At 52.0% G+C, this 22868-nt stretch carries 19 protein-coding genes and 1 pseudogene; 2 read left to right on the top strand and 18 right to left on the bottom strand.

The genetic code is table 11. The annotated features are described in order from the left end of the window. Positions 1 to 176 precede the first annotated feature (176 nt). The 15 genes and pseudogenes from rpoD to VGJ94_04045 all read right to left on the bottom strand — a co-directional run bounded on the left by rpoD (position 177) and on the right by VGJ94_04045 (position 16172). Positions 177 to 1724 (bottom strand): RNA polymerase sigma factor RpoD, encoded by a 1548-nt coding sequence (rpoD, locus tag VGJ94_03975; GenBank protein ID HEY3275756.1) that lies wholly within the window; start codon positions 1722 to 1724, stop codon positions 177 to 179. Positions 1725 to 1734: 10 nt separating this feature from the next. Continuing rightward, positions 1735 to 3456, bottom strand: coding sequence for a DNA primase (gene dnaG, locus VGJ94_03980; protein HEY3275757.1), 1722 nt, complete (start codon positions 3454 to 3456; stop codon positions 1735 to 1737). Next, a complete protein-coding gene (locus VGJ94_03985) occupies positions 3453 to 5750 on the bottom strand; it encodes an endonuclease MutS2 (protein HEY3275758.1) in 2298 nt (765 codons plus the stop codon). The genes dnaG and VGJ94_03985 overlap by 4 nt, the downstream gene beginning before the upstream one ends. An 18-nt stretch (positions 5751 to 5768) precedes the next feature. Beyond that, on the bottom strand, positions 5769 to 6218 hold the full coding sequence (locus VGJ94_03990) for a GatB/YqeY domain-containing protein (GenBank protein HEY3275759.1): 450 nt from the start codon (positions 6216 to 6218) through the stop codon (positions 5769 to 5771). 54 nt (positions 6219 to 6272) lie between these two features. Beyond that, positions 6273 to 6427 (bottom strand): annotated as a pseudogene (gene rpsU / locus VGJ94_03995) (30S ribosomal protein S21). Between the two features lie 153 nt (positions 6428 to 6580). Beyond that, positions 6581 to 7888, bottom strand: a complete 1308-nt coding sequence (locus VGJ94_04000; protein ID HEY3275760.1) for an adenylosuccinate synthase — start codon at positions 7886 to 7888, stop codon at positions 6581 to 6583. A gap of 229 nt (positions 7889 to 8117) precedes the next feature. Continuing rightward, positions 8118 to 8330: a hypothetical protein gene (locus tag VGJ94_04005; GenBank protein ID HEY3275761.1), complete on the bottom strand. Its 213-nt coding sequence runs from the start codon at positions 8328 to 8330 to the stop codon at positions 8118 to 8120. Between the two features lie 176 nt (positions 8331 to 8506). Then, on the bottom strand, positions 8507 to 8968 hold the full coding sequence (locus VGJ94_04010) for a cache domain-containing protein (protein HEY3275762.1): 462 nt from the start codon (positions 8966 to 8968) through the stop codon (positions 8507 to 8509). Positions 8969 to 9378: 410 nt separating this feature from the next. Beyond that, positions 9379 to 10215, bottom strand: a complete 837-nt coding sequence (locus VGJ94_04015; GenBank protein HEY3275763.1) for an FAD/NAD(P)-binding protein — start codon at positions 10213 to 10215, stop codon at positions 9379 to 9381. Between the two features lie 26 nt (positions 10216 to 10241). Beyond that, on the bottom strand, positions 10242 to 11306 hold the full coding sequence (locus tag VGJ94_04020; protein ID HEY3275764.1) for a 4Fe-4S dicluster domain-containing protein: 1065 nt from the start codon (positions 11304 to 11306) through the stop codon (positions 10242 to 10244). Further along, positions 11306 to 12259, bottom strand: coding sequence for a 4Fe-4S dicluster domain-containing protein (locus VGJ94_04025; GenBank protein ID HEY3275765.1), 954 nt, complete (start codon positions 12257 to 12259; stop codon positions 11306 to 11308). Before VGJ94_04025 ends, VGJ94_04020 begins: the two co-directional genes overlap by 1 nt. After that, positions 12249 to 12686, bottom strand: a complete 438-nt coding sequence (locus VGJ94_04030) for a hydrogenase iron-sulfur subunit (protein HEY3275766.1) — start codon at positions 12684 to 12686, stop codon at positions 12249 to 12251. Before VGJ94_04030 ends, VGJ94_04025 begins: the two co-directional genes overlap by 11 nt. Then, positions 12674 to 14635 carry a CoB--CoM heterodisulfide reductase iron-sulfur subunit A family protein gene (locus tag VGJ94_04035; GenBank protein ID HEY3275767.1) on the bottom strand — a complete coding sequence of 654 codons (1962 nt, stop codon included), beginning with the start codon at positions 14633 to 14635 and terminating at the stop codon, positions 12674 to 12676. Before VGJ94_04035 ends, VGJ94_04030 begins: the two co-directional genes overlap by 13 nt. A 3-nt stretch (positions 14636 to 14638) precedes the next feature. Continuing rightward, positions 14639 to 15613 carry a CoB--CoM heterodisulfide reductase iron-sulfur subunit B family protein gene (locus tag VGJ94_04040; GenBank protein HEY3275768.1) on the bottom strand — a complete coding sequence of 325 codons (975 nt, stop codon included), beginning with the start codon at positions 15611 to 15613 and terminating at the stop codon, positions 14639 to 14641. Continuing rightward, the gene (locus VGJ94_04045; GenBank protein ID HEY3275769.1) at positions 15606 to 16172 is read right to left on the bottom strand and encodes a 4Fe-4S dicluster domain-containing protein; all 567 of its coding nucleotides are present in this window, start codon (positions 16170 to 16172) and stop codon (positions 15606 to 15608) included. Before VGJ94_04045 ends, VGJ94_04040 begins: the two co-directional genes overlap by 8 nt. A 312-nt stretch (positions 16173 to 16484) precedes the next feature. Between VGJ94_04045 and VGJ94_04050 the strand changes: the two genes are divergently transcribed. Continuing rightward, entirely contained in the window at positions 16485 to 17942 is a 1458-nt protein-coding gene (locus VGJ94_04050; GenBank protein ID HEY3275770.1) for a BON domain-containing protein, read from the top strand. 75 nt (positions 17943 to 18017) lie between these two features. Continuing rightward, positions 18018 to 18440 carry a hypothetical protein gene (locus VGJ94_04055; protein ID HEY3275771.1) on the top strand — a complete coding sequence of 141 codons (423 nt, stop codon included), beginning with the start codon at positions 18018 to 18020 and terminating at the stop codon, positions 18438 to 18440. Positions 18441 to 18444: 4 nt separating this feature from the next. On the opposite strand, the gene VGJ94_04060 is transcribed toward VGJ94_04055, so the two are convergent. The 3 genes from VGJ94_04060 to VGJ94_04070 form a co-directional block, all read right to left on the bottom strand. Beyond that, the gene (locus VGJ94_04060; protein HEY3275772.1) at positions 18445 to 19614 is read right to left on the bottom strand and encodes an 8-amino-7-oxononanoate synthase; all 1170 of its coding nucleotides are present in this window, start codon (positions 19612 to 19614) and stop codon (positions 18445 to 18447) included. A 176-nt stretch (positions 19615 to 19790) separates the two neighbouring features. Beyond that, positions 19791 to 21509 (bottom strand): carboxyl transferase domain-containing protein, encoded by a 1719-nt coding sequence (locus VGJ94_04065; protein ID HEY3275773.1) that lies wholly within the window; start codon positions 21507 to 21509, stop codon positions 19791 to 19793. A gap of 189 nt (positions 21510 to 21698) precedes the next feature. Continuing rightward, on the bottom strand, positions 21699 to 22868 hold a 1170-nt coding region (locus VGJ94_04070; GenBank protein ID HEY3275774.1), incomplete at its 5' end, for a hypothetical protein.

A 22868-nucleotide genomic window follows, 5' to 3' on the forward strand; every position in this document is an offset into this window, starting at 1 on the left:
ATGCGTGCTTCCGTATCGGCTACCTGTTTTATAAAGACTATGATGTTCACGTGTCTCGCCTCCTTACTCGCCCATTTTTTAAAAACATTTTTGCGCCGGTGTCAACACAAAACTGTCCTGTGTACGTGGGCGGGCCATACCCTTCAGGGCGCCTGTCTTCTCAGATGCGTATTATTCTAAGTTTCTACGAAATATCTTAATCTTCTCGCTCTGGAATGGTGTTTCAGTTTTCTCAGGGCTTTTGCCTCGATTTGCCTCACCCTCTCCCTGGTGACGTCGAAGATCTGCCCCACCTCTTCCAAAGTATGATCATATTTCTCGCCGATCCCGAACCTCATGCGCACCACCTTCTCCTCCCTCGGAGTCAATGTGGCCAATGTTCTGTCGAGCTGCTCCGCCAGGTCATCGCTGATCGCATGGTCCTGGGGATTCGGCGTGCTCCTGTCCTCGATGAAATCCGACAGATGGGTGTCTTCCTCATCGCTGATCGGTGTCTCCAGAGAGACGGGCTCCTTCGTAATCCTCAATACCTTTGTGACTTTATCGAGGGAAAAGCCCACCCTCTCCGCGATTTCATCGGGCTTGGGCTCCCTTCCGAGCTCCTGGACCAGCCCGCGGGAAACGCGGATGATTTTGTTGATCGTTTCGATCATGTGAACAGGAATTCTTATGGTACGGGCCTGGTCCGCAATGGCCCGCGTGATTGACTGACGGATCCACCATGTGGCATAGGTGCTGAATTTATAACCTCTTCGGTACTCGAACCGGTCAACGGCCTTCATGAGACCGATATTGCCTTCCTGTACGAGGTCGAGAAGAGAGAGGCCCCTGTTCATATACCTCTTTGCGATGCTTACCACGAGGCGGAGGTTTGCCTTCACCAACTCGTTTTTTGCCGCGATGCACCCGGCTTCAGCCTCCCCTACACGCGTGAGATAGCCCCTGAGGTCCTGAGAGGGCATGCCGATGTCCGCCTGAATAAGCTCCAGCTTCTTTCGAACCGCAGCCACATGTTTATCGCTCTCCCTGTGGCTGCCTTTAATGGAAGTCGCCATTTCAGTCTCGAGGCTGTCGATCTTCTCGACGTACCGTTTCATCCTCTGGACGATGCGCTCGATAATCCTCCTCCCGAGATTTATGTCGACGATAATTGCCTGTACCTCTTTCCAGCAGCCCGATTTTTTACGTTCAGGAGCTTCCTGATAGCGGGCATAAGCCTCCCTCAGCCTTTCCAGGAGCATAATTACCCGCTCTCGCTGCAATTCGATCTCACTATCCGTATCTTCTTCGTCAATCTCCAGGGTAATGTCGTGAAGATTTATCTTCGATGCCTTGAGGCTGGGGAGGACACTCAACAGCTCTTTGATTGTTCCGGGGAATGAAAGAATGATCTGCTTGATCTCTTCCTTTGCGCGCTCCATTTTGACGGCGATATCTTTTTCTCCTTCCTTTGCCAGCATTGCCATCCCCGCCATCTCACGGATGTAGTGGCGTATAGGGTTTGAGAAATCGTTATCGGAGGCTCCTTCGAATGCGTCTTCCATGACAACACGGTCATCCTCCGGTCCGACAAGAGAAAGATCACCATCCACGACTTCCATGTCGAAAAGCTCAATTTCGTCGAATACACTTTCCGGCTTATCCTGATTAGACATTAGGGCATAAAAATCTCTGTTCTTCAGCCGTTCATCATAGGAAAAAAAACTTTTGCTTTTCTCAGGCATGGTTACCCCGCTATATAAAATTTGATTTTATAGATGCCAATACCTGCCTCTTCTGCTGGAGAAGCTCCATTACCTCCTTATCATCGCCTTTTTTCTCCGCTTCGGACAATCTCTCCGTGATTCGTCGCGCCTCTTCCTTCATTTGTTTCCTCTCCACATGCCTGATGTAGTCGGTCAAAATCAGCTTCGATTCCGTCTCATCATAATCGGCCATGTGGAAAGCTGTTTCTACGACAAAATCTCTCAACTCGCTTCGTTCGAGCAGGCTCAGAAAGCTTGTGATCTCCAATTGGTTTTTTTCCTCAAGACACTGAAACATCTTATTCAGGACTTCATTGATGTCCGCATTGTGTATATGTTTTATCACCTCCTTTCCCTGAAACATCTGAATCAGACCGGGATTGTTGAGGAGTGCCCCGACCACTCTTTTTTCAATCAATTGGGCAGGGCTGTCCATCGCGCAACGCGAGGGCTCTGCCGTCTTTATTTCTTCTATGTTGTCGAGAAAATGGACTTCCTCCACCCCTGTGAGCTCGGAGAGCTTCTGAATATAGAGCCTCTTCTTTATGCTGTTCCGGATGGACTTGACATGGGGCAATACAGTCTTGATAAAAGAGAGTTTTCCTTCGAGGTTGCCGAGCTTGCATTTGGCCATATAATACTCGAAGAAGTAATCGAGGATAGGCTTTTTCCGCTCGATAATTTTCCTCATGCCGTCGGCGCCTTCCTGTCTGATGTAACTGTCGGGATCATGATCTGCCGGTAATACGACCATATTGCCGTTGATCTCCATTTCCGACAATGTTTCAATGAGGCGCAAGGCGCTTTTGATGCCTGCTTCATCCCCGTCGAGCATAAGGGTGATATTGTCCGTGTAGTTCCGCAACTTTGACAACTGCCCCTCGGTGATTGACGTTCCGAGAGTGGCCACCACATTCTCTATTCCTTTCATATAGAGGGCGATAAGGTCGAAGTATCCCTCTACGATAAAAACTTCATTCTTCTCCCCTATCGCTTTTCGGGCCTTATTGAGTCCGAAAAGGGAATATCTTTTGGAGAAGACGGTTGACTCGGGAGAATTTATATATTTCGGTATGGCATCCTTCTCCATTGCCCGGCCGCCGAACCCGATTACCTTCTTATTGACGTCAATAATGGGTACAATGATCCTGCCGCGGAAGATGTCATAGATCTCTCCGTCCTTCACCCTCAGGATTCCGGTACTGAGCAGAACATCTTCGGCCACCCCGGCGGCTTTGAGAAACCCTTTTATGCCATTCCGCTGGCGGCCGCTGTACCCGAGCATGAACTCATCAACGGTGTCGCCCTCTATCCCCCTCCGGGAAAGATACTGCATGGCCGTTTCATTTTTCTTGAGGGAATCATGGTAATGATTGGCGAGCTTCATGAGCGCGTCGTGCTGATGGGGCCTCCGGGAATCTCCTCCGGTCCTTTCCAATTTGATCCCGTATTGGGTGGAAAGGCTCTCGAGGGCATCCTGAAAACCGAGGTTCTCATATTTCATGATGAAGTTAAGCGCGTTGCCGCCTTCATGACATCCAAAACAATAATATATCTGCTTTTCCACACTCACGCTGAAGGATGGGGTCTTCTCCTTATGAAAGGGACATAGCCCCAGGTAATCCTTACCCGCTTTTCGCAATTTTACATAATTAGAGACCACATCGAGGATGCTGATCTTCTCCAGGAGCTGATCGACATTCGTTCTCATGCGAGGTCCACCACGGTGACTCCGGAATTCCTCTCGTCTTTCCTCAGCTCTTTGACATAAGGCGCGTCGTGGAGATGCTCCTTGATCGCAGTCATCAACATGCCTGTGCCCACACCATGGATGATCCGGACTTTAGAGATGCCTTGCACGATCGCGCGGTCGATGAAGCGATCGAGCTCCCTTATCGCCTCTTCGACTCTCATGCCGAGGAGGTTCAGCTCAGCCTCTTTGATCGGCTGCACATGGACTTCTATGCCCTTAGCCGGGGATCGTTTTTTCTCTATTTGGATTTTCTCCAGATTCCTCTTGCTGACCCTGGTTCTTATATTTCCTATCTGAACCTCGCATTGGGCGCCTTCTTTGTCCATTTCTACCACATATCCCTTGCTGCCCAATGTGCGGACCATCACATAATCGCCCACCTCAATTTCCTGAGCTGCGGTTTCACGAGGACTGCCGGGGGTAAACCTTTCCCGCACGACCTTCAATCGCTCTTTGGCGCTTCTGGCGCCGGCCTTATCCTTCTTTTCGAGTTCCCGGCGGATTTCCTCTATCTCCACTTCAAGCTCCCGCACCCGGGATTCGCACCGCTCCTCAACCTTTTTAAAGTAAAGTTCACGGTTCTCCTTGAGAAGGTGAACTCTCTTTTTCGCTTCGTCCTTGAGAGCGGACAATTTCCTGCGCTCCTCGTCCGCCTTTTTCTTTCCTGTTTCGAGGGCGCTTACGAGATCGTTCAGCATATATTCCTGTTTACCGAGGTAGCCGTAGCTCGCTTCGATCACGGATGCCGGGAGGTTCAGGTTTTTGGCCACGCTGATGGCGTTACTGTATCCGGCAATACCGTACGCGAGCTTATACCTGGGCCTCATAGTCTCCGGGTCCGCTTCGGTGGCCACGTTCATGGCAAAGGGCTTAGTGAATCCATAGGCTTTCAAGAGGTTGAGATGGGTAGTGACGACCACCCTGCATCCTTTTTCGACAAAGGCGTCAATGATGCTCATGGAGAGGGCCGATGCCTCCTGAGGCTCCGTTCCTCCGCCGATCTCGTCGATAAGGATCAATTCTTCGCCTCTAGCGCCCAATAAAAGCTCTTTTATGGTCTGCATATGGGCGGTGAAACTGGAAAGCTCCATGGCGATATCCTGCTCATCTCCCATGACGGCGAACACATGAGAATGGAGGGGCACGAGAGGTCTGCCTCCGGCAGGGATAAAAAGACCGGCTCCCGCCATGACGGAGAGAAGCCCTATGGTCTTCAGGGCCGCGGTCTTGCCTCCGGCATTAGGACCGCTGATAATCATGGCCTTTTTATCGCTTCCCATACGTACGTCAATAGGAACGGCCTTCTCACCCCGGGACAACACAATAAAAGGATTGAGGGCTCCCTTCATTTCCATGGAACCGTTGCGGCTCACTTCCGGCCTTACACAATTAAATTCGGCGCTGAACAGGGCAAGGCAGTGAAAAAGGTCCAGCTCCTTGAGTACCCGCAGGTTTTCCGACAACTCGAATGAAAAGTCGTGGAGATGGGCGGTCAGCTCCTGAAGCACCCTCTTTTCCTCCTCCTTTTCCTCCTCTTCGAGTATGTTGATAGTGTTGTTCAGCTCTACGCACTCAAGGGGTTCCACGAAAGAAGTCTTGAGGGAATGGGAATAGTCATGGACAATGCCCTTGATCGCTTCGTTAAAATTCGGCTTAAGTGGTATCACATACCTGCCGTTCCTGATTGCGATATATGAATCCTGGAGTATGGGCCGGATCGTCTCCTTCTCCATGAGCCTCTCGAGCTGTTTCTTAATCCTTTCGCGAAGGCTGAAGAGATCGGACCTGATTTTTGACAGCTCGTAGGAGGCAGTATCTTCTATAAAGCCTTCGGGATTTATGGTTTTCATGATCCGTGAATAGGCCGGGTGAAGGGGCTTCAGGGTTTCAACGAGGGCTTCGACATAGGCTGCCGTGGCATGCGCTTTTTTCAGGAATCCGGAGATATCGCCACAGGCCCTCAAGAAGGAAGAAACAAGGATGAACTCCTCTGTTTCGAGAAGGGCATCCCTTACGGCCAGCCTTTTCAGCAGATAACCGATATCCGGGATATCGGAGAGGGGAATCCTCCCTTCCCATTTCACTACCGAAAGCACTGCCTCGAGATTATCCTGTCTCCCCTTTATCCTTTCGGGATCTTCCAGAGGCGCAAGGGCATCGATCGATTCATCCGCAAAATGAGTTGAAGAATAGCTTTTTATTATTGCGAGTAGTTTTGTATAATCTAGATATGATAGGGTTTTATCAACCATAAAAAGGGCTTTGACTATCTATTTTGAAGATAGTCTTTTAAGCACCATTTCACTTAACCTCTTTCCGTCTACCCTACCGGGAAATTTTCCCATGATTAATTTAATAGCTTTGCCCATATCCTTCTGGCTCGTCACCTGAAGAGCCTCAATGGCCGATTCTATCTCCCTGCTCAAATCTTCTTCAGATAATTGGGCGGGAAGGAAACCTTTCAATATCTCAAGCTCCTTCTCCTCCTTTTCGACGAGCTCCTGTCTCTGACCCTTTTTAAAACTCTCTATGGATTCGAGATGCTGCTTTACGGAAGTCTTCACAAGGGCGAAGAACTCGTCCTCCGTGATGGCCCCTATCTTCTCCACTTCTTTATTCTTTATGGCGGCAAGGAGCATCCGGAGCACGGAGACGCGTATGGCGTCCCTTTCTTTCAATGATTTCTTAAGACCTTCTTCGATGGCGGTTTTATGATCCATACAATAAAAACCTTTATCTGCAATTCGTCTGAGTTTTTTGCCGGCCCTTTTCTATGCGGCCCGCATCTTCTTCTTTATTTTCACGCTGGGTTCTTCGTATATTCTCTTCTCTCCATTTCAGAGAAGATAGCTGTTTTGTCGCACTCTTTCTTGAAGCATCTTAGGTCGCCTTCGAAGGGCTCTCCCTCCCTCACGATTAATGGCGGCATCCATATTCTTCTGTGCGTAGGGTTACTTTCTTAAGCCGATTTATTTAAACTTAAAGAGGTCACCGAAGTCAACAGAATTATCATTATAATGTATACAGGCCGCGGGAAGGAGGACGCTCCAGCGCCCCCTTCTACTCCCCACGGCAAGAACTCTCAGGGGAGGAAAGGATTGTGTAACACGATTGTGCTTTGCCGATCCGGACCCACAGAGATAATGTCTATTCTTACCTCAAGAAGCTCCTCGAGCCTTTTGAGGTATCTTCTTGCGTTCAGAGGAAGATCTTCATAGCGCGTGATATGGGTGATCGGCGTATTCCAGCCCTCCATCTCTTCGTATTCGGGCACGATCCTCTCATAGTCTGTGATGCTCTGAGGCGGAGTGTCGTATGATTTGCGACCGATCTTGTAGCTCGTGCATATCTTGATCGTATCAAACGCATCGAGTACATCCAGTTTCATGATGGACAAGCCCTTTATCCCGTTCAGTTTCATGGCCCTTTTCACGATAACCGCATCAAACCAGCCGCATCTTCTCGGCCTGCCGGTCGTGGCTCCGTATTCCCCTCCCACCTCTCGCATCTTCTGACCCACATCATCATTAAGCTCCGTGGGAAACGGCCCTTCGCCTACCCTCGTCGTGTAGGCTTTGCAGATCCCAAGTACATAATCGATGGAAGTGGGCGGCGCCCCGGATCCCGAAGCAATATTTCCCGATACGGTATTTGAAGAAGTCACGTAGGGGTAGGTTCCATGATCGATATCGAGGTACGTACCCTGGGCCCCCTCGAAAAGGATATTCTGTCCCTGTTCGATCTTTTTATGAAGGAACCCTACGGTGTCGGCAGCATATTTTTTCAATGTTTTTCTATACTGGCTGTAATTGTTTATAATCTCTCTCGCCTTGAAAGGCTCGTCTTTATAATACTTCTTTATCACGAAATTCTTGAGCTCCAGGTTCTGTTTCACTTTTTCGGCGAACACCTTCTTGTCCAGGAGATCTATTACCCTTATCCCGAGCCTGCTCACTTTATCTTCATAGGCAGGACCGATTCCCCTGCCTGTGGTACCGATCTTTTTTGTCCCCTTTTCCTCTTTAAGGGCATCGAGTTTTTTATGGTACGGCATGATGAGATGGGTAAGGGAGCTCAGCATCAGTCGCCTGTCATCCTTCAGGTAGCCTATACTTTTCAGCTCCTTGATCTCTTTTTCGAACACCTCGGGGTCGAGGACCACGCCATTGCCTATGATGCAATATTTTTTGTCATGGAGCACTCCCGAAGGGAGGAGATGGAGGATGACCGTCTTGTCGCCCACTACGATCGTATGTCCCGCATTGGCGCCGCCCTGAAAACGGACGATCACGTCTGCGTAACCGCTGAGCATGTCGATAATCTTTCCTTTCCCCTCGTCGCCCCATTGAACACCCACTACTCCCACGTTCGGCATAGTCTCCCTTTTCACTCCTCCGTCTATAATGAGATAAGCAAACGTATATTTCTAATATACTTGAGAGGTAAAATCAAACAAAATGCGCAGGAGCGCGTAACCCGACCCCATCTCTTTCGGGATCTATCCCTCCGTCTAATCTTCCAACAGGGAGATTACAGGAGAGGATGGGTTTTTTTAAGGGATTGGCTCAGCTTCTCCGGCCGGCTCTATACATTTCAGGACGGTCCGATCCACCCGGGTCTTAGGGATAGTAGCGGTAGGGATAATAATGGTGATAACCGTATGGATGGCCATAGTAGTAATAACCGTAGGGCGCACCGTAATAGTAATAACGGTACCGGTACGGCGTCGAATAATACACGTCGTCGGGATAGGTAGCGACCACGCAGGACATGGCAGTAATTACCGGTAACAACAGGGTTATTATAAGAAGGAACAACTTTAATCTCTTCACGGATAACCCCCTTCACGGGTGAGTCATTATGGTATCATAATAGTTCGTGGCGGAGGAAAGTCAAGTGGTTGAAACAAGGGCGGTTCACCTGAGCGATTGCCGGCGAAGCCGGGATGGAGGGTATATTATGAGAGCGCTAGTCCCGGCGAGAGGCGAGCGCTCTCATAATACGTTTTTTATTGGAAGACTCCGCACAGCACGAATGCGTCTTCGCCCTGGATTCTCTGGACCCACGATTTTTTCGCCTGCATACTCTTGGTCGCGGGATTTGCCCAGCTATAAGTAATCCAGCCGCTGCCCTTGGTTTTTGCAATTTCGATCTCTTCTTTCACGAAATACCTGCCGCCGTTCGGGTCCTTCTGTTCGTAAAGGTTCTTCCCTACGAGCGTTGCATTTACACCGTGAGCGAGGACCATGCCACGAAAGTCATGGGCGACGATATAAAGATCGCCTTTCACGAACTGACCTTTGGAGTTATTAAACTCCGCGATCGCCTTGTCCTTGCCGTTGGCTTTCCAGAACGCCGCGGCTTTTTCCGCCATGGCTTTCGCATCCTCAACCGATGAAGCTTGACTCATACATACAAAACCGAACACTACCATAACCACTGCTGCTACGATAAAACCAATCCTCTTCATGTATTACCTCCCCTTCAAAATGAACTCATGTGCGCCTGCACATGAGATTTATCGGACATTATCATGTCCTCTTAAGGGTGATGGGTCAAAATATTGGTTTCTTTGGTGTGACTAATGAAAATAAAGGCATAAAGATGATCCGTTGCACCCGTATCGCTTTGCCGGTGCAGGCTCTCGGTTAACCAAGGATAATGTGTACCCTTCCTATTCATGAAGATAAGGGTGATATTTGAGGGATCGGGCGTGTGAAAAGAGTTAAATCCAGGAGCCTATAGTGAGATCAAAATAAGGCTAAAGGGGATACAAGAACGGCCGGGACCCTAGGCGCATGCCGCGCCTGAAATCCCGGCCGATGATGATTATGCGAAGGAACAACAATCTACTTCCGAAACCGACGATCCCGTGAAAGTCTAGAGGGCGCCCGGAAGGTCCTTGAGCTGGGCCAAATTAAAGACGGGGCCATCTTTACAGATATATTTCGACCCGAGGTTGCATCGCCCGCAGATCCCGATACCGCACTTCATTCTGGCTTCGAGAGTGGTCACGATATTCTCTTCGCTGAAATTAAGTTTGGCCAGATTCTGGAGGACGAACTTGATCATGATCGGAGGTCCGCACGTAATGGCTATGGTATTCTCCGGCGACGGGGCCACTTCATTAAGAACGGTAGGTACAAAGCCTACCCGTTTGTCCCAGCCCGGAAATTCGGCATCCACGGTGAGGATGAGGTTTACGTCGCCGCGGGACTCCCATTCCTTAAGGTCCTCTTTATAGCAGAGATCGGGAGGCGTCCTTGATCCGTAGATTATGGTGATATCTTTGTAATCGGCCCTGTTGTCGAGCATATAGAGGATGAGGGTCCGAAGAGGCGCGAGGCCAATACCGCCACCGATGAAGAGGATATTCTTTCCCTTCATCTCATTGTAAGGAAACCAGTTGCCCAAGGGGGCGCGAAGGCCCATCTGGTCGCCTGGATAGAGATCGTGGAGGGCGGCCGTAACCTCTCCCGCCTTCATTACACTGAACTGGAGGTAGTCCATTCTCGTAGGAGGGGAATTGATGACGAAGGTAGATTCCCCCACGCCGAACACGGAAAGCTGACCAACCTGCCCCGGTTCGAACTTGAAACTTTTCATTCTTTCAGGGTCCTTGAATACGACCTGAAAAGACTTGATGTTTGGTGTCTCTTCTATGATATTGGTGATAGTAACCAGTTCAGGCAGGTAAGGGTTATTATTTTCGGCCATTGCTTATGCTCCCTCGATTCTTATCGTTATTCTGACTGCGCGGCATTGCCTGCGCTCGCTTGAAGCTTGCCGACGATCTCGCTGATATCCACCGAGACGGGGCAATACCTGACGCATCTGCCGCAGCCGCAGCATGCGAGTACGCCGTCATACTTTTCAGGGTAAAAAAGGAATTTATGCCCTACCCTATTCTTGAAGCGCTGGAACTTAGCCGGCCGCGGGTTATGACCGCTTGCTTCCAGGGTGAAGTGAGCGTACATGCATCCGTCCCAGCTCCGCACACGCTCGCCCTGTTCAGTGTGGTGCTCGTCGGTAATATTGAAGCAATAACATGTGGGGCAAAGATAGGTGCAGGCACCGCAGCTCAGGCACTTTGCAAGCTCTTTTTCCCAAAATTCATCATTCTCGAAAAGCTCCTTCGACACCTGAACCTTGCCTTCCTTACCGAAAGGTTTCGGAACCATGGCCTCAACCGCGGCCTGGGCTTTTTCCGCCTGGGCGCGATACGCCTCGCCTTCCTGCAGGCCCCCTTCCTTGAGGAGCTCTTTCCCCTTGTCCGTAAGGGCCTCGATGAAATAGCCCTTTTCGAGTTCGGTCACCAACGCGTCAGAGCCTTCTTTATCGGCAGGGCTGCCCTCGACGGAGGTGCAGAAACAACCCGCCGATGGCGCCTGACATGCCAGGCTGACTACGGTAGTCTGTTCCCTCCTGCCCTTATAGTAAGGGTCGGGCGTATCGGTCTGCGTATAGGGCCGGTCGTAGACGGTAAAACCCTTCGCATCACAGGGCCTGGACCCGATAAGGATCACCTTGGGGAACGTCTTGTTTTCCGTGAGCTCTATATCGACCTTCTGCGGGTTCGCAGGGTCCTTCAGAAACTTAAAGGAAAACAGCGTGTCGCTCTGGGGGAAAATCACCCCCTTGGGCGATATATTCGCAGGTCTGTCGAAGCAGAGCGTCTTTTCTTTGCTGAAGGGTCTGAACATCACCGTATCGCCCTCGATGCACGGTACATAGACGAGCGCCTTGGCGCTCAACCCTTCTATAAATGCCTCCCACTTCTCTTTTGGGATAAATGCTGTGTCGGCCATTAGAGTTTGTGCTCCTCTATCTTCTTTTCTTCAACACTGAATGTAAACATCGGAGGCTTATCCTCCGGTTTCACGCCCGGCTCATAATCATAAAGCTCTTTCATGTCCTGATTGATCTTTCGTTTCAGCATATTAACCGGAATGCCCATGGGGCAGGCCCGCTCGCACTCACCGCATTCCACGCATCTGCCGGCGAGATGAAGGGCATGGATCATGTGGAACATGAATTTTTCGGTAGGGTTCGATTTCTGGCTGATCCAGTGAGGGTCGCGGCTCTCGGCAATACAGCTGTCCTGGCAGACGCACATAGGGCATGCATTTCTGCATGCGTAACAGCGGATGCACCGGTCGAATTCCTTTTCCCAATAGGCTTTCTTCTCTTCCAGGGATTTTGCCGCCAGCTCGGCCACGTCCTTATATGCGGTTTCGTAAGTCTTATCCGATTCGATCGGTTCGCCCACGAGTTGATCGTATACAACGGGAGTCGGATAAAGACAGGAGCCGCACTTGTCGGCCGCGACATCTGCCATCGCCATCTTTTGCTCTCCCTTCGGCGTCTTTACCACTACCGTGTTCTTATCGGGAAATGTGACATCGAGGATAGGCTGATGACCTGTCTTTGCCATCACCTTCTTTATGCTCACTATGCCCGTACAGGGAATGCCTATGACAGTGACTTTCCCTCTGTCGATCAAGGCTTCCTGCATATATTGGACAATCGTCCTGCTGTCGCAGCCTTTCACGACCACGGCCGCCTTCTTTTTGAGTGAAGGGAGATAGCTCGCGAGGTTCTGCACGCAACGGGGATCGAAGATGACGGCATCGGCTTCCTCTGGTGTGGTGACGAAGCAGGGCGTGGAATGGAGCTTATCGAACCCCTCCTTGTACGCGATTACCACTTCCGCATCTTTTAACGCTTCTTTAATGACTTCCTTTAATTTCTCAGGACCCAATTTGTGCCTCCGTGGTTGAATGTAAAGGGCCCAGCTTGTGGACTTGAGTGGTAAAATCCGTTACCGTCTTCTGCCAGCGAGCCCCTTCGGAAGCCGATATCCAGGTGTAATGGAATCGTTTCTCATCAATCCCCAAAAAGGGGAGAAGCCGTTTCAACATCTCAAGTCTGCGCCTTGCGTAGAAATTGCCGTCCGTATAGTGGCAGTCCCTCGGGTGGCACCCCGATACGAGGACCCCATCGGCCCCGTTAAGAAGGGACTTCACGATGAACAGCGGATCAACCCGACCCGAACATGGGACCCTGATTACTCTTAAATCGGTAGGCTGTCTGAAACGGCTCACGCCGGCGGTATCCGCGCCGCCGTACGAGCACCAGTTACAGAGAAAACCTACAATTCTCAGCTCCTTAGGGGCTATTTCTGACATAGGGTATTAACCTCCGCTAACAACTGATTATCGGTGAAGTGGGACAACTGAATCGCCCCGCACGGACAGGTCGAGGTGCATACACCGCATCCCGCGCATACCGTTTCGATTACATTCGCGACTATCTTCCCGCCTCTCAGCTCTTTTTCCTTCACTGCGCCGAAGGGACAGGTCATCTTGCACTTGAGACACCCGACGCAGGTATTTTCGTTCACCTTGGCAACCGCCGGATCCGATTCGAGCATATCCTTGGAGAAAAGGGCGAGGACTTTCGCCGCTGCCGCACTCCCCTGCCCGACTGACGCGGGGATGTCTTTAGGACCCTGTGCTGCGCCTGCAAGATATACACCCGCGGTATTGGTCTCGACCGGTCTCAGCTTCGGATGGCTCTCGACGTAAAATCCGAAGGTATCGTAGGAGATGTGGAGCTTCTCCGCAAGCTGGGCAGCCCCTGGAGCGGCTGTCACGGCATTCGCGAGGACTACCAGGTCGGCTTCCACTTCTACCTTCGTACCGAGAAGGGTGTCGGCGCCCATGACTACCATCTTCTTGCCTTTGGGATATATTCTGGAAACCCTGCCCCTTACGTATTTCGCGCCGTAATCTTCCTGGGCCCTGCGGGTAAATTCATCGTATCCTTTTCCCGGGGACCGGATATCCATGTAGAAGACAAAGGACTGGGAATCGGGGATATGGTCTTTGGTAAGTATTGCCTGCTTCGCGATATACATGCAGCAGAAGTTGGAGCAGTAAGGTACGCCGCATGATTTATCCCTTGATCCTGCGCAGGAGACGAAGACTATCGTTTTGGGCTCCGTTTTATCGGAGGGTCTGAGGATATGCCCTTCCGTGGGGCCCGATGCATTCAGAAGCCGCTCGTATTGAATCCCCGTGATGACATCGGGATATCTCCCTCCGCCATACTCGGGAAGCTTTGCCACGTCCATAAGGCCGTAGCCCGACGCAACCACGATGGCGCCCACGTCTTCCGTGATGATCTCATCCTGCATCTCGTAATTGATCGCGCCCGTGGGGCATACCTTGGCGCAGACCCCGCATTTTCCCTTCACGAACTGGCGGCAGTACTCGGGGTCTATCTTTGCCTTCTTGGGAATCGCCTGGGGGAAAGGTATGTTGATGGCCCTGGTAGGGGCAACCCCGAAATTGAAATGGTCGTAGGAGTTCTTGGAGGGACACTTTTCCATACAGAGGCCGCAGCCCGTGCATTTTGTCCAATCCACGTAGGTCGCTTTTTTCCGGATCTTTATCTGGTAATTGCCCACATAGCCTTTTATATCGTCTATCTCGGAATAGGCATGGAGCGTGATCTTGTCGTGCTGTGCCACGTCCACCATTTTGGGTCCGAGAATACAGATAGAGCAGTCAATGGTGGGAAAGGTCTTGTCGAGGCGAGACATCATACCGCCAACACTCGGACTTTTCTCTACCAGCAGGACGTCCAGACCTCCATCCGCGCAATCCAGGGCCGACTGCATACCGGCAACGCCCCCGCCGATCACGAGCACCCTCTTATTCACCTTAAAGGATTGCGAGAAAAGGGGCTTATCCTGCATGACCTTAGCCGCCGCCATCTTCACCACGTCGATGGCTTTGTTGGTGTTGGCCTCCTTGTCCAGGCCGACCCAGGAGATGTGCTCCCTGATATTAGCCATTTCAAGGAAATAGCGGTTAAGACCGGCCTTTTCGATGGTCCTTCTGAAGGTAAGCTCGTGCATTCTGGGAGAACATGCGGCTACGACGATCCGGTTGAGTCCCTCCCTTTTGATTGCCTGCTTAATCTCTTCCTGACCGGGCTCAGAGCAGGTATACATATAGTTGGTGGCAAACGCCACGCCCGGCACTTTCCTCATCTCTGCCGCAACCCGTGCAACGTCGATGGTTCCGGCAATATTACTCCCGCAATGACAAATGAATACGCCAACCCGCATCTATCAGGTCTCCTCTGCCTTTATTTCGTCTTTCTTAGGTTTGGCCTTGGCGGCCTTTTCCTTTTCTATCTCTGCCTGTTTACGCTGCTCCATCTCCTGGACCGTGATCCGCGAGCGCACGATATGATCGGCACTTACGATCAGCTTGTCGAGCCCCAATGCCTTGGGGGACAGACCGTAGGTAAGGCCCACGATCTGAGAAAAATAAAGAATGGGGATGTTGAAGTTCGTCCCCATAGTGCTGTTTACCTGGCTCTGGCGCAGATCAAGGTTCTGCTGGCACAGGGGGCAGGCAACGGCGATACAGTTGGCGCCGGAATCAATGGCCATACTCAGTACCTTGGAGGACAGCTGGTTGACCATCTCCCTTTTCGGGACGCCGAAGGCCGCGCCGCAGCACTCGAGCTTGAAGGCGAAGGGGCTTACGCGAACGCCCACGGCCTCCAGAATATTATCCATTGACATGGGGTTCTCAGGGTCATCGAACTGAGCTATCTCGGGCGGGCGGGTAAGAATGCACCCATAATAAGGTGCGACCACCAGGTCGGGAAGGGCGTGAGTCACTTTGTTGCCCACCGCCTCGAGCCCGATATCTTCGACCATAATCTGGAGAGTGGATTTCGGGTTTACGCCGCCGTTGTACGGCTCATCGAGAAGGTCATTCACTTTCTCTTTGAAGGATTCGTCGCCGGTCATTCCGAGATGGGCCCTTTTAAATGCCGACAGGCATGAGGGGCATGGAACGGTGACAGTCTGAGTCCCCATTTTTTCGATTATTGAGAGATTACGTGCGGCCAGAGCCGCCGCGAAGACATGATCGACCGTATGGGCAGGGGTGGAGCCACAGCAGCTCCAGTCCTCCGGCTCCCGTAAAGTGAGACCCAGGGCCTTGAAAACCTCACGCATGGACATGTCGTATTCGACTGCCGTGCCTTCCAAAGAACATCCCGAGTAGTATGCGTACTCTCTATCAGCCATGTTTTTTTGCCTTCTCCTGGAATCGTGTGAAAATTTTTGCGACTTTGTCTTTTCCCACGATGTTCTTGGGAAAGAGACTGACTTTACCTTTCTGCATCACTTTAGGACCCAGCTCGGCATCTGCGAGAAAATGGCCTGATTTGAGGTTATAGGCCATAAGCGTCCCCATCTCGAAGAGCCTTCCGTGGGCTTTCATCGATTCAAGGAAGGAATCGTAGAAGAGCTTCACGTCTTTCTCCGATATTTTGTTCTCCCGTCTGGCGATGATTCTCAGGGTATCCATAATCTTTGCCACGTCTATCTCGCACGGACACCGGGTGGTGCAGGTCTCGCACGTAGCGCACAGCCATATTGCCTTCGACGAAAGTATGGTCTCTTTCTGACCCATCTGAAGGAGGCGCATGACCTGGCTTACAGGATAATCAAAATAGTGGGTGTAGGGACATCCGGCCGTACAGTTGCCACACTGGTAGCACAGAGAAGGTGTCCCACCGCTCTCCTCAGCTACCTTATCAATGAAAGCCCAATCTATACTCGTTGACAAATTCAACGCATCCATGTGGTTCCCTCACAATTTTTTTACGTGACCATTTTTACCACAGGATCAAAGTTTTTGTCAACCCTATTTGCGAATTTGTTCACAAGATTTTCTGTACAGAAAGAGGGCCTTGTGAATACCGGGATAATACCCTATAACACCTTAAAATACCAAATAGTAACCACTATAATCGCCTTCGACTGCCCGTTGAGAAAAAGAAAAGTTCGTGAAAAGATGGACTGACAGGCGGCGCAAGGGAGGGGAAAACCGGGGCCGCCGGAGAAGGCGCCGTCATTTACTTATGGTCCCGAATAGTATACATTTATATAGCCCATGATCCTATGTCCCGCCTGCAATACATCAGTACGTGAAGACCAGAAATTCTGTACCGGCTGCGGCAGGCCCTTGCCGGTGACCGCGGTCCGGGCGCCGGAACCCGCGTCTCCCGACGAACAGCCGGATCGTGACGCCCCGGTCCTCCTCTGTCCCTCCTGTAATGTCGCATACCCTGCTTCGGCGACCTACTGCGGGGAAGACGGGACGCCCCTCGAGAAGATCGAGAAATATGTCATGTCTCCCCTGGACCGCGGGAAACCGGAAGGGAGGAAATCACACGGGCGCCCCTCGCTCTCCGACGGTTCCGACGAGGTGGGATACGGGGGTGTATGGCCGTGGATGCGGTTTGTCGTCCCGGCGGTCGTTATTATCCTCGTCTTTATCGCAGGATATTTGTACTTCGGGGCCTATGAAGGGGGCGCAGCAGCGGTCGAGAGAGAGATAGGCGCCGCACTCAAGACCAGGGGTCTCGATGTTACGGTGACCCTGGACGGCAAGGATAAAGCCGTCCTGAAGGGGATTGTCGCCACTCCCGTGGATCGTGACGCGGCCCTCACTATCGCCAGGTCTCACAAGAATGTGAAGGAGGTGGTGAACGAACTGACAATTGCCCCCTCCCCCATAGAGACCGAGAGGACCCTGAACAAGGCCCTGGATGCGGCAGGACTTACGGGGGTCCAGACTGAGGTTGACGGAGATTTCCGGGTTCTTCTCACCGGCGTGGTACGGAACGAGCGGGAGAGCACCCTTGCGGTGAAGACCGTAAAGGCCTATCCTGAAGTACGGAGCGCCCGCAATGACATCAAGGTGGAGAAGAAAGGCTCTTCCCTGGTAGGTGCCGCAGGTGAATCCGGCTCGTTCACAGAGACCCGGCAGTTTACCCTGTCCCCCCTAAGCCCGTCGAGCTGGGCATCCCTCAAATACCGCAGCTCCGTCGCCTTCCGCGTCCCCGGGCCCGGAAGGCTCACGGTGGTGGCGAGTTGGGAGCCCCAGGGCACTCTTGCCCTCATGGTGAACCAGGCGGATACGGGCGCCACCCACGCGCAGAAAGATGGGTCTGCCCCTTTGAAATTGAACTACAGGATCACACCGGGCGATTATGCGAAAGGGGCCGCGTGGGAGGCGATTATCGCCAATTTTACCCCCCGGGGCGCCGTGAAGGGAACCCTCAAAGTTACGTATGAAAGCAGCGCTTCGGCTGCGGGCCGGCCGGTCTTGGACACAATCAAAGGAAAGAAAGATGCGGTTGAAGCCTCGAAAACGGAGAAAGATCTGAATGAAGCCCTCAAAGCGGAGGGTCTGGCATCGGTAAATGCCCAGGTATCAAAGGATGGCACCGCCACACTCAAAGGATCCGCTCCCAGTGCGGAGGCAAAGGAACGGGCTATCTCGATAGCCCGGCGAAACAAATTGATAAAGGCGGTGAAAGACATAATATTCGTGGTAGGGTCATAGGAGAAGATTATGACGTCTCCAGAAGCAGAACAAGGGAAAAGGAAATTATTTTCTCGCGGAACAGGGCTGTTCTTTATGTTGCTGAGTTTTTTTGGAATCGGGGCCTGTGCCCTTTTTCAATCCCCCGACCCCCGGACCGAGGCTGTCCGCCTGTATCAGTATCAGGACCTGCGTGATGAGCTTCTCGTAGAGAATCCGAAACTCTCGGCCGTGACCGCGAAACCCGGAGACAAGCTCACCAGGGAAGTGACCTTTGCCCTCCTCTCCCCTCAAAAGGAAAAGAAGTTCCATGTCACCGAGACGGTCGCCCTTGCAGGACAGGCTCTTCTTATCGAGCTTTCAAAACAGGAAGGGGAGAAGACCCAGGGTTCCCATGTTTCTACGATACAGATCACCGTCCCGAAAGATGTCCCTCCCGGTACCTATACCATTATCACAAGAATCGGAACGGAAGAATATCAGGTAACGAAGAGAACCGAATTTCAGGTGCTCAAGTAACGCTTCAGGAGATTATGCCCAATTCCCGTCCTGCCAATATCAACTGGTCAAGGGCAAAATCCATCTCTTCTTTTGAAAGGCAGCGGACAACGGTGAGCCTCAGTCGGGACATTCCCCGCGGCACGGTAGGCGGCCGAACGGCCTGAATGAAAATTCCCTTTCCCATGAGAATATTCTGCATTTTGACTGCCTTATCGTCGTGCCCGACGACGATAGGCACTATGGGTCCCACGCTCTCTTTCAGATCGAAACCGGCCTTTGCGAGACCCTTTCTTATATAATCGATATTATCCCAAAGCTCTTTCTTGAAGGTGAGATTATCGGAAATCAGCCGCACGGCGGCAATAGAAGCGGCAAGCGATGCTGGAGCGAGGGCTGTCGTATACATGAAGGTGCGGGCACGGTTCACGAGGTACTCGATAACCAGCGGGTCGCCGAGGGCGAAGGCCCCAAAGGAGCCGAAAGATTTCCCGAAGGTAGCCGTCTCGACATCCATCGTACCTGAAAGATTGAACAGCTCGGCCCCTCCCCTGCCCGTCTCTCCGAAGACCCCTGTGCCGTGGGCGTCGTCGAGAAGGAGCTGAAAACCATGCTCCTTTTTGAGCCTCATGAGGTCCCCGAGGGGGGCGACATCACCGTCCATACTGAATACGGACTCGGTGATCACGAAGGCGTCTCCCCTGGAAGGATGCTTTCGTATTTTCTCCTCAAGGTCATTCAAGTCCCGGTGGCGGTAGACCACTGTTTTTGCCCGGCTGAGCCGGATGCTGTCGATGAGGCTCGAGTGGTTCAGCTCATCACTGAAGATCACGTCCCCGCTCTCCGGAAGGGTGGCGATCACACCCATATTCCCCATATAACCAGTTGAAAAGACTAAGCCTTTATCATATCCCTTGTATGTCGCTATCTCATGCTCCAGGATGCGATAAAGCTCGATGCTGCCTGATATGCTGCGGGAAGAGCAGGTCCCTGCGCCGTATTCATCTACTGCCGCCTTCGCGGCCGCGACCACCTCCGGATGGGTGTGGAGGGAAAGGTAGCTATTGGAACAAAGGTTGAGGAATTCCTTTCCCTCATAAATAATCCGGGAACCGGAAGGCTTCACATAACGTATGGACCGGTAGTTTCCTTTCCTCTTTATCTCTTCGATTGAGGAACGCAGTCTGTCTCTCATGGTTTGACCTCTTCGGTTTTGATGTTCTTCGGGGATGCGCAAGGCAATCCTTCGGGATAATACTTAACACCCTTACCCTTACCCGTCAACATAATATTGAATGGGGTTAACAGTACATAAAAACACAGGGTGGATGTCACCATCCACCCTGTGTGCAGTGAGCCTGAAGTAGCGCCCTACCCTTTGATGACCCTGCAGAGTATCATCTGGTGGTGAGGCGTAATCGAAGCGGGGTTCTGATAGGAGCAGTTCGCAAAGGCAACAAAATATTTTCTGAGGTCGCTCAGTTTTACGATCTCGTCGACCATGCCCGTCCGTGCGCAGTAGGAAGGTCTCGATTTCTCGTAGTACTCCTTCACGAGCTTGTTCATCTGATCGATAACCGGTGCAAGGGGTTTGCCCGCGTCTTTCTCTTTTACGAGCCTTCTTGCAAAACTTGCCACCGCTGCCGTTTCACCGTGCATGACGTAAATCTCGGTCGTTGCCGTGCCGATGGTGAAGGCGTTGTTGTTGTTCGCCTGAGGTCCGGCCATGATATAGTGGGCCGCTGCGGTGCCCTTCCTCAAGACGATCGTCATCATGGGAAGTTCGCTCTGCTCGATGGAGTAAATAAGGGCCTGTCCGAGACCGAGGAGCTCCGCCTTTTCAGCGATATCGCCTACGTCGATGCCCGACGTGTCCTGGAGCCAGATCATGGGTACCCTGTCCCTGCCGCAGAGCGTCACGAACTCATTTACCTTGATAAGCCCCTCGCGGTAGAACTTTCCGCCTATGCCGGGGTACGGCGCATAACCGGGATAGCCCCTGGGCATCATACCCTGCCTGTTCGCTACGATACCGATCAAAAAGCCGTCGACTTTGACGAGGCCGGTATAAAGCTCAGGACCGTAACCGGGTCTGAATTCCATGTGTTCGCTTCCGTCAACCAGTCTCGACATGAACTGCTCCACGTCATAGGTTGCCTTCTGGTTGAATGCAAGGATGTTGTAAAGGTCTGATGCAGGCCATTTGGGCTCTGCCGGCGCCGCTACCCGGAAAAAAGCGGGGTCGTACGCCGGCAGCTTCGCTACCCATGTCTTCAGTGAATCGAGTAAGCTCTCCTCTGAAGGATGAACTTCCCTGAAGAATCCTGTACTGTCGTAGTGAATTTCAACTCGGCCGGGGGGAATGGATTTGAACTTGCGGGTGGCGTCGATGATCTGTTCGGCCATACCCTCGTCAAAAAAGCCCTTAGGGGCCATACCGCTCACGATGCCTGCCCCGCCCACGGCGATATTGCAATCTTTATGGGCCAGAAGCAGGGTCGGGCTGATGCCCTGATACCCGCCGCCTGCGGGGTTCGTCCCATAGATGGCCGCGATCACGGGAATACCCATCTTGTTGAGCTCGGCATGCCTGAAGAAGGTCGTGCCGTTTCCGCGCCTGTTTGCATAGACTTTTTCCTGCTCGGGGAGCTTCACTCCACTGCAGTTGACCAGCCACACGAGGGGGCAGTGAAGCCTTTTCGCGATGTCGGTGACTCTCAATATGTTATCGGATTGGCCGGCTATCCAGGCGCCTGCCATTACCTTGTTGTCAAAACCGATGATAACGCACCACCGCCCGTTGATCCTGCCGAGGCCATCGACGACGCCCGTTGTTCCCGATTCCTCATCCATGGGATCGTAAAGCAGGTGAAGAGGAGCCCAGGTTCCCGGATCAAGGATATATTCAAGTCTCTGATGGACTGTCCATTCTCCTCTTTTAGCTAAAATCTCTTTCGGCATGCCCGCGTTCTTTGCCTTTTCTACGAGCTCTGCGATCTCCTGTTCCACTTTTCTGATCTCTTCGGCGTTGGCGGCATTCTCCTTCGCCGGCTTGCCCCAATCCTGCATCTTCTCAAAGTAGGGTCTCATCCTTTACCTCCCCTGGTGTTTTTGGTGATAGTCAAATTGTAAAAATTTTCACAATTATATTTTCATACCCACGCCTTTGTCAACATAAATTAAAGGATTTCCCCTCACTTATGGCGAAGGAGGTAGAAAAAATGCGCTGTCCGGTCCTTTGACCGCAACAGCGCATTATAAAATTACAGATATTTCTCTTTAATGTTTAAAGAGTCGTTGCCCGGTAAAGACCATGGTCGCCTTCGCCTCATTGCATGCCTGGATAACCTCGAAATCCCGGTCCGATCCGCCCGGCTGTATCACTGCTGTGACACCTTCCTTGATCGCTGCATCGACGCCGTCGCGGAAAGGAAAGAAACCGTCAGAGACTACCACCGAGCCGACGAGGCCCGCTTTCATCTGTCTGGTGTGGCGCTCGATCTCGATCAGGTCCTCCATCTTTCGCTCTCCCTTTTCCGCCTCGAGGCGGAAAACCGCGTAAGGGATCCCATACCTCCTGAAAACTTCGGCATCCATGAACTTCTTATAGGCCTTGAATACGGCGATCTCCACCACGCCTACCCGGTCCTGCTCTCCTGTGCCTATAGCCACAGTAGCCTCATCTTTGACGAAGAGCGCCGAATTGGAGCTGACGCCCGATTCAATATACCAGCCAAAGAGCATGTCGGCATATTCCTTATCGGTCGGAATTCTGTCGATCTTATACGCCTCGCCTTTATAGACCGTTTCAGCGGGCTTCAGGTCCTCCCGCCCTTTTATCTTGAAGGGCTGAGATTCCTGAATAATAAGCCCTCCGTCCATGAGAGACTTGAAATCGATGAACCGTTTCGTCTTGAATGCCTGAAGCCTCTCTATTTCCTTGATCTGAAGAATTCTCAGATTCTTCCATTTCTTGAGCACATCGATGGCTGCCCCCTCGAAATCGGGCGCACATACCACCTCGAAATAATAGGGCGCCATGGCCTTGGCCGTCTCGAGATCGAGGGTCTTCGTAAACACCACCGCCCCGCCGAATGCCGCAATCCTGTCGCACCAGAAGGCTTTTTCAAAGGCCTGGGCCGGGGTTGCGCCGTAGGCGGCCCCGCATGGGTTGTTGTGTTTCATAATTGCGCAGGCAGGCTTGGCATCGAGAAATTTCAGGATATTGAGCGCATTGTCCACATCCGTTAAATTTATCTTTCCCGGGTGTTTGCCCACCTGGAGCATGTCGCTTTCCGTTACCCTGCTCGTCAGGCCCCCATCGAAATCGAAAAAACGAACGTCGCCGAGCAAGATATTGCCGTTCACGAGCTCGTACATGGACGCAGCCTGGTCCGGGTTCTCGCCATACCTGATGCCCCGCTCCACATTGCACTTTTCATCCCCGTA

The organism is Syntrophorhabdaceae bacterium, from assembly GCA_036504895.1.
Classification (GTDB): Bacteria; Desulfobacterota; Syntrophorhabdia; order Syntrophorhabdales; family Syntrophorhabdaceae; genus PNOM01.